The organism is Brevundimonas sp. AAP58, from assembly GCF_001295975.1.
Lineage (GTDB): Bacteria > Pseudomonadota > Alphaproteobacteria > Caulobacterales > Caulobacteraceae > Brevundimonas.
On the sequence record NZ_LJHU01000069.1, the window covers coordinates 1 to 12292 of the forward strand.

The 12292-nt window shown below is 67.2% G+C and carries 12 protein-coding genes and 1 tRNA gene; 5 read left to right on the plus strand and 8 right to left on the minus strand.

Features of this window, described 5'->3' with window-relative positions; genetic code table 11:
- Window positions 1-533: bifunctional 2-polyprenyl-6-hydroxyphenol methylase/3-demethylubiquinol 3-O-methyltransferase UbiG (gene ubiG / locus IP78_RS09640; protein ID WP_156320355.1), on the plus strand; the 533-nt coding region annotated here is incomplete at its 5' end.
- A 92-nt stretch (window positions 534-625) separates the two neighbouring features.
- Complete coding sequence (locus IP78_RS09645) at window positions 626-856, plus strand: hypothetical protein (RefSeq protein WP_156320356.1); 231 nt, start codon at window positions 626-628, stop codon at window positions 854-856.
- A gap of 24 nt (window positions 857-880) precedes the next feature.
- Here the strand turns inward: IP78_RS09645 and IP78_RS09650 are convergent, their stop codons facing one another.
- From IP78_RS09650 to IP78_RS09670, 5 genes are all read right to left on the minus strand, one after another.
- A complete protein-coding gene (locus IP78_RS09650; protein ID WP_054111474.1) occupies window positions 881-2842 on the minus strand; it encodes a M1 family metallopeptidase in 1962 nt (653 codons plus the stop codon).
- A gap of 177 nt (window positions 2843-3019) precedes the next feature.
- The gene (locus IP78_RS09655; protein WP_054111475.1) at window positions 3020-4273 is read right to left on the minus strand and encodes a multidrug effflux MFS transporter; all 1254 of its coding nucleotides are present in this window, start codon (window positions 4271-4273) and stop codon (window positions 3020-3022) included.
- Between the two features lie 72 nt (window positions 4274-4345).
- Complete coding sequence (locus tag IP78_RS09660; protein ID WP_054111476.1) at window positions 4346-4651, minus strand: energy transducer TonB; 306 nt, start codon at window positions 4649-4651, stop codon at window positions 4346-4348.
- 280 nt (window positions 4652-4931) lie between these two features.
- Window positions 4932-5885 carry a radical SAM/SPASM domain-containing protein gene (locus IP78_RS09665; protein ID WP_054111477.1) on the minus strand — a complete coding sequence of 318 codons (954 nt, stop codon included), beginning with the start codon at window positions 5883-5885 and terminating at the stop codon, window positions 4932-4934.
- A gap of 304 nt (window positions 5886-6189) precedes the next feature.
- Window positions 6190-6274: transfer RNA gene (locus IP78_RS09670), tRNA-Leu, on the minus strand.
- A 107-nt stretch (window positions 6275-6381) separates the two neighbouring features.
- On the opposite strand from IP78_RS09670, the gene IP78_RS09675 reads away from it, so the two are divergent.
- Both IP78_RS09675 and IP78_RS09680 read left to right on the plus strand, forming a co-directional pair.
- Window positions 6382-7323, plus strand: a complete 942-nt coding sequence (locus IP78_RS09675) for a RimK family alpha-L-glutamate ligase (RefSeq protein ID WP_054111482.1) — start codon at window positions 6382-6384, stop codon at window positions 7321-7323.
- The gene (locus IP78_RS09680) at window positions 7320-8363 is read left to right on the plus strand and encodes an LLM class flavin-dependent oxidoreductase (protein WP_054111478.1); all 1044 of its coding nucleotides are present in this window, start codon (window positions 7320-7322) and stop codon (window positions 8361-8363) included. The genes IP78_RS09675 and IP78_RS09680 overlap by 4 nt, the downstream gene beginning before the upstream one ends.
- 3 nt (window positions 8364-8366) lie before the next feature.
- Here IP78_RS09680 and IP78_RS09685 read toward each other — a convergent pair whose 3' ends face one another.
- The 3 genes from IP78_RS09685 to IP78_RS09695 all read right to left on the minus strand — a co-directional run bounded on the left by IP78_RS09685 (window position 8367) and on the right by IP78_RS09695 (window position 10493).
- Window positions 8367-9374 (minus strand): fumarylacetoacetate hydrolase family protein, encoded by a 1008-nt coding sequence (locus IP78_RS09685; RefSeq protein ID WP_054111479.1) that lies wholly within the window; start codon window positions 9372-9374, stop codon window positions 8367-8369.
- Between the two features lie 45 nt (window positions 9375-9419).
- A complete protein-coding gene (locus IP78_RS09690; RefSeq protein ID WP_156320357.1) occupies window positions 9420-10133 on the minus strand; it encodes a hypothetical protein in 714 nt (237 codons plus the stop codon).
- 93 nt (window positions 10134-10226) lie between these two features.
- Window positions 10227-10493, minus strand: a complete 267-nt coding sequence (locus IP78_RS09695) for a hypothetical protein (RefSeq protein WP_054111481.1) — start codon at window positions 10491-10493, stop codon at window positions 10227-10229.
- A 138-nt stretch (window positions 10494-10631) separates the two neighbouring features.
- On the opposite strand from IP78_RS09695, the gene IP78_RS09700 reads away from it, so the two are divergent.
- Window positions 10632-12292, plus strand: a 1661-nt coding sequence (locus IP78_RS09700; protein ID WP_197272429.1) for a pitrilysin family protein, incomplete at its 3' end; no start/stop codon positions are given.

The following is a 12292-nucleotide window of genomic DNA, read 5'->3' on the forward strand; positions in this document are numbered from 1 at the left end:
GCTGCGGCGGCGGGCTGGTGGCCGAGCCGATGCGGCGCATGGGCTTTGACGTCACCGCCATCGACGCCTCGTCCGAGAACATCGGCACGGCCCGCGCCCACGCCGAGCAGATGGGGCTCGACATCGCCTACCGCGCCGCCACCGTGGAGCAGATCGAGGCCGACGCCGGTGGCCCGTTCGACGTCGTCCTCGTGCTCGAGATCATCGAGCATGTGGCCGATCCGGAGGCCTTCATCCGGACCTGTTCGCGCCTGATCGCGCCGGGCGGGATCATGATCGTCGCCACCCTGAACCGGACGCTGAAGTCGCTGGCGCTCGGCAAGGTGGCGGCGGAGTACGTCCTGCGCTGGGTGCCGGCGGGCACCCACGACTGGAACCAGTTCCTCAAGCCCGACGAGATCCGTCGCATGCTGTCTGAGGAGCCGGTGGCGGTTCATGGCCCGTTCGGCGTGGCTTATGATCCCCTCAACGATCGCTGGACGTTGGGCGCGGACGCCGACGTCAACTTCTTCATGACGGCCACGCGGAACTGAGCCTTACGAAGGTTTCATCCAGCTTTCGGACTTGTAACGAGAGTCCGGAGCCTCGCCGTGAGATGGGCAGGCTCTCGTTTCAGGAGGATTCCATGTCGAAGAAGATCACCGTTGCTCTCCTGGCCGTCGCCGCGCTTGCGACCTCGGCCTGCGTCACCGTCATCGATGCCGGCGACAGTCGCGAGTACGGCTGGAGCGGCGAGGGGGCACAGCCGTTCGATGGTGCGCGCGACCAGTGCCGTGAGCGCGCCGGGCGGGCCGAAGGCACGACCGCCTTCGTCCAGTGCATGGCCGAGAAGGGCTGGACCCGCACGGTCGATTGATGGCCTGGGGCTACGCCCGCTGGATCAGCCAGCGGGCACCCCCACCACATCGTCGACGGAGCCGCTGGTGATCGGATGATAGCCCGGCCGCGCCTGGGCGTATAGGCGCGTGGCAATCGGGCGGCCCCAGTCGCCTTCGGCCCAGAGGCTGGTGAACAGCGGCAGGACGAACTTGCGGCGGCCTTGCGTCGTCAAGAAGCGTTCCAGCGTCGGCATGGCGGGCTGATAGCGGTGCGCCACCGCGATCTGGAGCCAGGCGAACAGAACCTCGGCGTTGCCCTCGTCCTTGAGGGCCAGCGTCGTCTCGAGATCGGTCAGCTGGGCGGGCGTCAGCCAGTCGCGGGAGGCCGCAGCCCCGGTCGGGCGCCAGGCGAGAAAGTGCTGACGCTCCTGCGTCGACCACCGTCGCCACGGGATGGCCGAGGCCGGACCCTTGGCGACATAGAAAGCCTGAGCTGCTTGATCCACGGCAGCCAGCGCCGTCGATGTCGGGGCCTGGGCGTTGGACGGCAGTCCGGGTTGGTCGATCCACTGTTCCAGCATCAGTTGCCGCTCAAGCTCCGCATCGCCCTGGATCAGGTTGGCGCGGATGTCGGCGAGGAAGCCGTCGGTAGTCATGGGGCGGAAGGCGTTCCGCTCGAAATACGCCCTCAGCCAGGCGTCGAACCGTTCGCGCCCCACGATGCGCTCGATCGTCTTGAGGAAGAACGCCCCCTTCTCATAGGCGATGGGCGTCAGGCCGTCGTCGGGATCGCGGCCTGTCAGGTCCAGTCGAAGCCGGGTGTCGGCGGCCGGTAGATCAGCCAGGGCGTCCTGAAGTTCGCCCCAGCCGAGCACCAGAAGCATCTCGGCCCGCTCACGGCCGTAGACCGCCTCCATGATGCGGTTCTCGAAATAGACGGTGAAGCCTTCGTTCAGCCAGAAGTCGGCCCAGGTGGCGTTGGTCACCAGATTGCCCGACCAGCTGTGCGCCAGCTCGTGGGCCACGAGGCTGACCAGCGACCGATCCCCCGCGACGATGGTCGGGGTGGCGAAGGTCAGGCGGGGGTTCTCCATGCCGCCGAAGGGGAAGGACGGCGGCAGGATCAGCAGGTCGTAACGACCCCAGCGATAGGGGCCGTAGAGCCCTTCGGCGGCGTCCACCATCTGGCGCAGTTCGGCGAACTCGTTCTCGGCTGCCGCCAGACGCGACGGCTCGGTCCAGACGCCCACGGCCTCGCCCACCTCGGCGAAGGCCAGGTCGCCCACCGCTAGGGCGATAAGGTAGGGCGGGACCGGATTGGTCATGCGGAAGCGATAGGTCTTGCGCCCCTCGCTCGCCTCCCCGCCTTCAGGCGTCAGCATTTCGGCCGACATGACCGCTTTCAGCGCCTCGGGGACCGTGATGTTCGCGGAATAGGTCTGGCGGATGCCGGGGCTGTCCTGGGTCGGGACCCAGGTGCGGGTCAGGATGGCCTGGCCCTGGCTGAACAGGAAGGGCTGCTGTCCGCCCGCCGTCTGGGCTGGGGTGAGCCACTGGAGCGCCGCCGCATCCGGACGGGTCGAATAGGTGACGACGATCTTCTTCGCCTCGTCAGCCTCGAAGGCCGGCAAGTTGATCGTCAGGGGGCGGCCGAGGATCGGGTCGTCTTCGCCGAGCGCGAACGTGAGGGGGCGGCCGTCCGCGTCGGCGACGGAGCGGATGTCGAGATTGCGCGTGTCGAGGATGACTTCGGTCGCGCCGGGCTCGCCCGTCACGTCCAGCGTCGCCGTGCCCGACAGGGTCTGGGCCTCGAAATCGGCGGACAGGTCCAGGTCGACGTGCTTGACCCGGGCGATCTCGGGCCGGGCGTAGGAGTGGATGTCGCGCACGTAGGTCACCGGGGCGGTGGCGGAGGCGGGAAGCGGCGGCATGTCGGACTTTTCCTGACCCAGACCGTCACAGCCGGACAGGGCGGCGGCGAGGGCGAGGGCCGAGGCCATCAGGGAAAGACGGGCGCGGGACATGGGCGACTCCAACGAAGGCGGACCGCAGCGAGCCCCGAAAGCATGGCCAAATCAAGGGGCGGAACGGCAGGCGCGAAAACAGAGTCTGAATCGTCTGAAATGTCTGAATTCTCCCCGCCCGGAGGTTTGCGAGGGGAAGACTGTACACCGCCCCTGCGCCAGAAGCGGACGCAGGCCTCAGCGCGCGGCGGCTAGGGGTGGCGCGTTCCTCGACACGAACAGGCGGCCCTTCTCCGCCACCAGGACGAACCCGAGGGCCATGAGGCCGCAGACGGTGATGCCGATGGCCATGGGGGTTACGGTTCCGTCGAACTGCTGGCCGATGAAGAGGCCGGCGAGGGAGCCGAAGACGGTCGAGATGAAGCCCTGGGCCGACGAGGCCGTGCCCGCGATGTGGCCCATCGGCTCCATCGCCATTGCCCCGAAGTTGCCAGCCAGGAAGCCGAAGCAGAACATGGTCAGGCCCTGCAGCACGGCGAAGGTCCAGATCGTCTCCTGACCCGACAGGGTCACGGCGGCATGAATGGCCGAAAAGCCGATGAAGCCGAGGAGCGCCGTGTGCCCGATCAGGCGCGAGCCCAGCCGCTCGACCAGCCGGGCGTTGGTGACGGCGGCCACCGCGATGCCGGAGGCGATGACGGCGAAGGTTCCGGCGAACAGATGGGGCGCCTGGAACACATCGAAGAAGATCTGCTGCGAGGAGTTGATGAAGGCGAACAGGGCGCCGGTGATCGCCGTCATGGCCAGGGTGTAGCCGATGGACTGGCGGTTGGTGACGGCCTCGCCGAAGGCGCGGGCGATGCGGCCGGCCTCGACCGGCTGGCGGTGTTCGGGATGGAGCGTCTCGGGCAGGCGCAGCGCGATCCAGACAATCAGGGCGAGACCCGCCACGCCGAGTAGGCCGAAGATCGCCTCCCAAGGCGCGACGGACAGCACCAGTTGGCCCACCGTGGGCGCGATGATCGGCACGCCCAGAAAGACGAGGAAGCTCAGCGACATGACCCGCGCCATGGTCCGGCCCGAATAGCGGTCGCGCACGATGGAGACGGCCAGCACCCGCGTCGCCGCCGTCCCCATGCCCTGGCCGACGCGGGCGAGGATCAAGGTCTCGAAGCTGGGGGCCAGCATGGCGACGGCGCTGAACGCGACGAAGACGCCGATGCCCAGAAGGATCAGGGGCTTTCGGCCATAGCGATCGGCCAGCGGCCCATAGACGATCTGAAGCGCGCCGAAGCCGAGCAGATAGGCGGTGATGACCCACTGACGGCTGTTCTCGTTGGCCACGCCCAGCGCCTCGCCGATCTGTGGCAAGGCCGGCAGCATGATGTCGATCGAGAGCGCATTGATCGCCATCATCGAGGCGATCAGGCAGACGAATTCGGGAAGCCCCGGCCCTTTCGCGGGCGGAGCGGCGGCGTCGGGGGAGGTCATTCAGGCCAGATGCGCGCCGGGTGCGACAGGCGCAACCGCCGCGTCGTCACATTCTGCAACGCCGTTCGAGGGTCAGGGCGTGAAGACGAGCGTTCGGGCGAACTGCATGTCGCGCGGTCCCGGCTCGACCTCGGCCCCGTTCATCAGGGCGACGGCGGCGTCTCCGAAGCCCATGCCGGGGTGGGTTTCATCCATCACGCGGCAGGCCTCGACCTTGCCGCTGGCTTTCGCCGTGCATTCCAGCGTGACCGTGACGCCCTGAAGCAGCGGCGCGGGCGCCGGAGCGGGCGCGATCGCGGCGGCCGGCGCGACACGCAGCTCGCTCGGCACGAGGGAGGGATTGGCGACGAGGGCGACGGAAAGGATCAGCGGGATCATGACGTTGGACCAGGGTTGCCCCTTTCCAATGTCTTAACGGCGCTTGCGTTCCGGGCTTCGGCGATCGGCCGTTGGTGGTGCCCCGGGCTGGGATCAGACTGAGACCCACATGCCGGAACGGACCGTGAAGATCGCCTGCTGATCGCAGCAGGCCTAAACGCAGAAAGCCCGCCGGCGAGACCGGCGGGCTTTCAGGCGATGGCTGCAGGAGCGCGCAGCCGGCGTCAGCCTGGTTGGCCGATTCGGCTTGCGGCCTTAGCGCAGGCCTTGAGGCGTCTCATCAGACCGTCGCTGCGAGAAGCTCGGCCATTCCCGTGACCTGATCCTCGGTCGGGGTTTCGAGAACGAAGTAGCAGTCCCGACACAGACCGTCCTTGACCCGTGTGTTCGCCAGGGACCGCCGAAACTCCGTGGCCCGGCGATTGGTGTAGTTGAGAAAGAGGTTCGGCTGTTCGTTCAGGTCGCCAACAATGTAGTCGAAGTGATCAGGGATGTCCGAACGAAAGTTGCAGCACGGAACCATCTTGCCGTTGTAGTCGATATAGACAGCCCAGTATGGCATCATGCACGGCGAGGTCCTGACGTAGTCTCGCCTTATGTCGACCTGGCCGCCCCGACTGGTGCCATCGGTCTCGAAGTTTCTGCCATACCCGCGAATCGTCATGTCCTTGTATTCGAAGGTGTACTCCAGCCACACACCGGGCTCGTCGCGAACGAGGGTGTGCGGGAGCTTCAGCCTCGCCATCGTCTGAAGCGCGCGGGCCCTGACGGCTTCATGGTCGTATCGGTCGTTGTTCTTCAGATAGAACTGAATGTTGAGACTGCGCATCCCGGCATCGTAGATCTCCTCGATGTAATCGAAATCGAGGTAGTCACCGTTGGTATTGGTGTGAATGCGCGCGCCAGGCAGCGTCTCATGTGCTTCGCGTATCCGGTCGAGGATGACGCGATCCGCAAAGGGCTCGTTGTAACGACTGAAGGAAATCAGACCCTTGTAGTCGATCGAGCGCAGCTGCCCCAGCAGATCTGTATAGAGTTCGGGCCGCATGTGGATGTTGGACGAGATCCGGTCATGCGTGGCGTTCGGACAGAACCAGCACCGTCGATTGCAATAGGAAAAGACCTCGATCTCCACCATGCGGATGGTGGAGGCGAAGATCGCGGAGGCCTCTTCCACGACGCTCGTCGGCCTCACCTGCCCTTCGACCGGGAAATAGATCATGCCGCCGGTCATGGGGCCCCTCATTCAATCCGTCAGGGCGATCGCCCCTGGCCATGAGCGCGCCATGCCAGGCAGCGCCGTTCGTCGACCATAGTGACCGGTCATTCAGGAGACGCCAAGCCGCAGGGCAGCGTACGAGGACCTCTGCATCCAGCGACAACATTCCGCGAGCATTGTGTTGCGAGGGCACCCTGATCCGCCACATTGCTATCGAGCCGAAGACCGACAAACCAGGGTTATCCGTCCGCATCACGCTACAAGGCCAGCTCGCCCGCATCCTGGACGAACTGGATATGCACAAAGGTTGGGTCTCTGTTGGTGCCCCGGGTCGGGCTCGAACCGACACTCCTCTCGGAACCGGATTTTGAGTCCGGCGCGTCTACCAATTCCACCACCGGGGCGCGGGTCCGCTCATAGCGGGGGACGTTGGCCTGCGTCATCAGGAAAATGGGCGGAGGCCTTGCGTTCCATCATGGTGTAACGCATCTGGCATGCCATGAGCGCGACCTTGCCCGACCTCGCCATCGTCTATGAGCATCCCGAGTGGTTCGAGCCCCTGTTCGCCGCGCTGGAGCGACATGGCGTCAGCTATGTGAAGGTGCCGCTGGCCGGCAGCACCTTTGATCCGGCCGCCTCGCCCGCACCGGCGACCGTGGTGTTCAGCCGTGTGGCCATGAGCTCCTTCCTGCGCGATCCGGAGCATCCGATCTTCTACGCCCAGAGCCTGTTCGAGCACTGGCAGGGGCTGGGGACGCGGGTGGTCAATGCCTCGGCGCTGAACATCGACACGTCGAAGGCGCGGCAGATGAGTCTGGTCGCGCGGCTAGGGCTGAAGGGTCCGGCGACGCGGGTGGCGCACCGTCAGGCGGACATTCCGGCGGCGGCCGAAGGCTTGCGGTTCCCGGTGCTGGTCAAGGCCGACATCGGCGGGGCGGGCGCGGGCATTACCCGCTATGAGACGCCGGAAAAGCTGGCCGAAGCCGCGGGAGAGCAATGGTGCCCCGTGGGGGTCAACGGCATCTCCCTGATCCAGGAATACGCGCCCCGCCGGGACGGCAAGGTGACGCGAGTCGAGACGCTGAACGGCAAGTATCTGTACGCCATCGACATCGAGAGCCCGGGCGACGCCTTCGACCTGTGCCCGGCGGACGCCTGTCTGGTGCGGCCCGGCGCCCCGACCCTGACCATGACGAAGGCCGAACCGTCGGCCGAGATCATCGCGGCGGTCGAGCGCATCGCCATCGAGGGCGGTCTGGAGGTCGGGGGCGTCGAATATCTGATCGACGAACGTAACGGCGACGTCCTGTTCTACGACATCAACGGTCTGTCGAACTTCGTGGCCAATCCGGTCCAGGTGCTGGGCTTCGACCCGCACGACGATCTGGTGAACTGGCTGAAGGGAATCGTCGCCGAAGAAAAGGCGAAGCGCGTCGGGGAGCAGGCGGCATGAGGTATGGATACTGGGCCCCGGTCTTTGGCGGCTGGCTGAGGAACGTCGCGGACGAGCGGGAAGCGTCCTGGGAGAACCTGTCGCGGCTGGTGAAGCGGTCGGAGGCCCTGGGCTATGACTTGACCTTGATCGCCGAGCTGAACCTGAACGACATCAAGGGGATCGAGGCACCGGCTCTGGACGCCTGGTCCTCGGCGGCGGCTCTGGCGGCCATCACCGAGACGATCGAGCTGATGGTGGCGGTGCGGCCCAACTTTCACCAGCCGGCCCTGTTCGCCAAGCAGGCCGCCAACATCGACCGGATCTCGAACGGGCGGCTGGCGCTCAACGTCGTTTCGTCCTGGTGGGCCAAGGAGGCCGAGAGCTATGGCCTGCAGTTCGACCAGCACGACGACCGCTATGCCCGCACAGGCGAATGGCTGGAAGTGCTGAACCGTCTGTGGACGGAGAAGCGCGTCGATTTCGAGGGGCGTTACTACACGCTGAAGGACGCTATCGTAGAGCCCAAGCCGACGTCTTCGCCCGAGCGGCCGCGTCCGGTGATCTATGCGGGCGGGGAGAGCGAGGCCGCCAAGACCCTGATCGCGCGGTACTGCGACGCCTATGTCATGCACGGCGACGAGCCCGAGTTCATCGCCGAGAAGGTCGCCGACATGAAGGCGCGGCGCGAGAGCTTTGGCCTGCCGCCGATGCAGTACGGCATGGCCGGCTATGCCATCGTGCGCGACAGCCAGGCCGAGGCCGAGCGCGAGCTGGAGCGGATCACGACGATCCCGGGCCTGGCCGAGGGCCAACCGCCGGCCGGCTTCGCCAATTTCGACCAGTGGCTGTCGGGAACCGAGCTGGAGCGGGAGCTGAAGATCCGCGAGTACAGCGTCTCCAACCGCGGTCTGCGTCCTGGCTTCGTTGGCACGCCCGAGACCGTCCGGGAACGGATCGAGGCGTTCCAGGCGGCGGGTCTCGATCTGCTGCTGCTCCAGATGTCGCCCCAGGAGGAGGAGATGGAGCGGTTCTCGGCGCAGGTGATGCGGCCGAACTAGCCCCTAGACCGGGGCCACGACCTGCTCGATCGCGCCGAAGATCGAGTGATGCTTCTCGTCCAGCATCTCGATGCGGACGGTGTCGCCGTGTTTCAGGAACGGCGTGACCGGAGCGCCCGACAGGATCGTCTCGACGGTGCGAACCTCGGCGATGCAGGAATAGCCTAGGCCGCCCTGGTCGACGGGCTTGCCGGGGCCGCCGTCGGCGTCCTTGTTTGACACCGTGCCCGAACCGATGATCGAGCCGGCAACCAGGCTGCGCGTCTTGGCCAGATGGGCGATCAGGACCCCGAAATCGAAGGTCATGTCCACGCCGGCATCGGCCCGGCCGAAGTCCTTGCCGTTGAGCTGGACCGACAGGGCACCGTGCAGCTTGCCGTCCTTCCAGCGATCGCCCAGCGCGTCGGGCGTGACAAAAACCGGCGACAGGGCCGAGGCCGGCTTGGACTGGACGAAGCCGAAACCCTTGGCCAGTTCGCCGGGGATCAGGTTGCGCAAGCTCACATCGTTGACCAGACCGATCAGGCGGATGTGGCCCCTCGCCTCCTCCGGCGTCACGCCCTGGGGCACGTCGCCGGTGACGACCACGATCTCGGCCTCCAGATCGCAGCCCCAGCTCTCGTCGGCGAGCGGGATGGGATCACGCGCGCCCATGAAGTGGTCCGAGCCGCCCTGGTACATCAAGGGATCGGTCCAGAAGCTGGCGGGCATCTCGGCGCCGCGGGCCCTACGCACCAGCTCGACGTGGTTCACATAGGCTGAACCGTCCGCCCACTGATAGGCGCGCGGCAGAGGGGCGGCGGCGTCGCGCTCATGGAAACGGCCGCGCGGGACGGCCTCGTGATCCAGGCTTTCGGCGAGCGCCCGCAAGCGCGGCTCGCACCGCTCCCAGTCATCCAGGGCCGCCTGCATGGTGGGGGCGATCAGGAAGGCGTCGGTGAACCAGGCGAGGTCGGAAGAGACGACGACGAGGCGGCCGTCGCGGCCGTGCTTGAGCGAGGCGAGTTTCATGAGCGGAGGCTTACGGCCTTTCCGCGTCGATGGGAACGCCGGGGATCAGTGATGACCGCCCGGCTTTGCCTTTGGTGCGGGAACCTCGGTCGTCAGCTGGCCAGCAGCGGCCTCCAGCTCCCGGATCCGGGCGTCGGCGGCGGGATCGGACGGGGTGGTCCCCCACCAGGCGGCGAAGTCCTCGAGCGCCGCGCGCACGCCCGCGACGTGCTGGGGCGGCGACGGCGGCGGCGGAGGCGCGGGCGGGGCCGGGGGCAGATGCAGGACCGCTCCGACCAGTCCCCCCGTCTCGCCGACGGCCGCTGCTCCGGCCGATCCGGCGGCCGAGGCGGCCGATGCGGCAGCGCCACCCCCTTGGCCGGGGATGGGCACGATGACGGCATGAGGGCTGACCGGCTGGACCGTCGGCGCGGGCTTCACCTTGCCCGCTATGGCGTCCTTCAGGGCGCCGCTCGACCTGCCCAGCGGACCGGCCAGACTCAGCACAGACCCCAGACGAATCTCGATCTCGTCGACCAGGGCCTGAGCGGCGTTGATCGTGGCTCCGCCGTGGGCGGCGAGCGCGGCGTTCAGCTTGCGCTGGACGGCGGCGTGGATGGAGGCGGCGACGGCGCGTGGCGACGGGCCGTCGTCTTTCTTCATTCGTGCGAGCGCATATCCGGCCCAGACCGCGAGCGCGAGGACAACCAGTCCTGTCAGCACCATCGGCAGACTGATGACCGGCACTGCGCGCTCGACCGGGAAGTCCTGCGGATACATCGATGAGTCTCCCGTCACGGCCTGGCTGATCATTGGCGGGCCGGGGCGGCTTCGCAACGGAAAAGGTTAACGCGGGTCGGTGAATCCTGTGCGTCAGCCCGGCGCGTGCAGCAAAGCACGGGCCTCGACGCACGTCTTGGCCGCCGCGTCACGCACCTCGACCTCGACGACGATGGCCCCCGCGGGGTCGTGCGCCCAGAGATAGCGCCGCTCGACCTCGACCGTCCGGCCCGACGGCGCGAAGCCCTCGAAGGTGTCTCCCCACGGCGTGATCCGTTTCAGCTCCGGCCAGGTCAGGGCGCAGGCGGCCATGAGCTCCTCTTCGGCCATCTGGGTCAGTTCGTCGGCAGGAGACGTCATGGCGTGGTGTCCTAGCCCCGGGAGCGCAGCGACGCCACTGGATGGTCCAAAGCCGCGATGTCACATTAATCCGTCGTAACTTTGAGGCGTCGCCATGGCGGGCCTAGGGTCGGGCCTTTGCGATTGTCCGAGGCCGCCATGCTCCGTTCCCTGCTCCTGGGTTCCTCCCTCGCCGCCCTGATCTGCGCCGCGCCGATGGCCAGCGCACAGACCGCTCCGGACATCGCGCCACCGCCGCTTCAGTTCACGCACCGGGAGCTCGCCAACGGTCTCGACGTCTATGCCATGCCCGACCCGACCGCCGGGACGGTCACGGTCCAGCTCTGGTACGATGTCGGCGGCAAGGACGACCCCGAGGGCCGGTCGGGCTTCGCTCACCTGTTCGAGCACATCCTGAGCCGCAAGACGGTGAACATCCCCTATGGCGGCATCTCGACCATGGTCGAGAACGCGGGCGGAGCCAGGAACGCCTCTACCGGCCAGGACTTCACCAACTACTACGAGACCGTGCCGCCCCAGTATCTGGAGACCATGCTGTGGACCCATGCCGAGCGCATGGCCCGGCCTGTGGTCGATCAGGCCGTCTTCGACGCCGAGCGTTCGATCGTTCAGGAGGAGCTGCGCCAGCGCGTATACGCCCCGCCCTACGGTCGGCTGCAGCGGTTCGTGATCGGCGACAACGCCTATGACGAGCACGTCTATCGCCGCAGCGTGATCGGCTCGTTGGAGGAACTGGACGCCGCGGGAATCGACGACGCCCGCGCCTTTCACGAGGCCTACTATCGTCCCGCCACAGCAACCATGATCGTGTCGGGCAACTTCGACCCGGCTGAGCTGAATCGGTTAGTGGACCAGTATTTCGGCGACATCCGCAATCCGGATCGCCCCGTGCCGGTGCTGGAGCGCCCGGTGGCGACCCCGCGCACCCAGCCCCGCTCTGTCGTCGCCTATGCGCCCAATGTGCCGCTGCCCGCCATCGCGGCGATCTTTCCCGGCGTCGATGCTCGCTCTGCGGATGCCACGGTACTGGACGTCATGGCCGCCATCCTGTCGCGGGGCCAGAGTTCGCGCCTGTTCCAGTCCCTGGTTTATGGCAGCCAGGTCGCTGCTTCCGCCAGCCTGGGGTCCAATGCGGACGAAGAGGGCGGGACCATCACGGCCAATGTCACGGTCGCAGCTGGTCGCTCCATGGACGAGGCCGAGGCCCTTCTGAACGCCGAGCTGGAGCGCATCCGGAACGAACCCGTCACCGCCGCCGAACTGGCCGAGGCCCAGACCGAACTGCTGGCCGCCGACCTGCGCCAGCGAGAGACCGCGTCGGGTCGGGCCTTCCTGCTCGGTAACGCTGTGATCGCAGAGCATGACCCGCGCGCGCCAGATCGCCGCGTCGAGCAGATCCGGTCCGTGACCCCGGCCGATATCCAGCGGGTGGCCCGGCGGTATCTCGATGAGAACGCCCGGGTCTCGATCCGCTATCTGGATGAGAGCCAGAGGCCTGAGGGCGTGCCGGAAGACAGCTGGCGCAATCCCGCGCCCACCCCGACCTTCCTCACCGTCCCGCCCGCCATCCTTCCGCCCAACGAACTGCGGGCCGAGGGCGAGCGTGAAGCGCCGCCCGCACCCGGGGCGCCGCGGGAGATGGCCGCGCCGGTGATTGCCGAGCGAACCCTGTCGAACGGTCTGCGCGTCATCGTCGCGCGCTCCACCGACCTGCCGATCATGAACGTCCAGCTGGTCATCGCGGGCGGCGCCGCCGCCGACCCCGCCGATCGGCCGGGCCTGGCCGACTTCACGGCGGG

Coding starts and splice junctions, on each gene's coding strand:
- IP78_RS09660 (WP_054111476.1), bottom strand. CDS start 4,651: ATGATCCCGCTGATCCTTTCCGTCGCCCTCGTCGCCAATCCCTCCCTC.
- IP78_RS09645 (WP_156320356.1), top strand. CDS start 626: ATGTCGAAGAAGATCACCGTTGCTCTCCTGGCCGTCGCCGCGCTTGCG.
- IP78_RS09690 (WP_156320357.1), bottom strand. CDS start 10,133: ATGTATCCGCAGGACTTCCCGGTCGAGCGCGCAGTGCCGGTCATCAGT.
- IP78_RS09695 (WP_054111481.1), bottom strand. CDS start 10,493: ATGACGTCTCCTGCCGACGAACTGACCCAGATGGCCGAAGAGGAGCTC.
- IP78_RS09650 (WP_054111474.1), bottom strand. CDS start 2,842: ATGTCCCGCGCCCGTCTTTCCCTGATGGCCTCGGCCCTCGCCCTCGCC.
- IP78_RS09665 (WP_054111477.1), bottom strand. CDS start 5,885: ATGACCGGCGGCATGATCTATTTCCCGGTCGAAGGGCAGGTGAGGCCG.
- IP78_RS09655 (WP_054111475.1), bottom strand. CDS start 4,273: ATGACCTCCCCCGACGCCGCCGCTCCGCCCGCGAAAGGGCCGGGGCTT.
- IP78_RS09685 (WP_054111479.1), bottom strand. CDS start 9,374: ATGAAACTCGCCTCGCTCAAGCACGGCCGCGACGGCCGCCTCGTCGTC.
- IP78_RS09680 (WP_054111478.1), top strand. CDS start 7,320: ATGAGGTATGGATACTGGGCCCCGGTCTTTGGCGGCTGGCTGAGGAAC.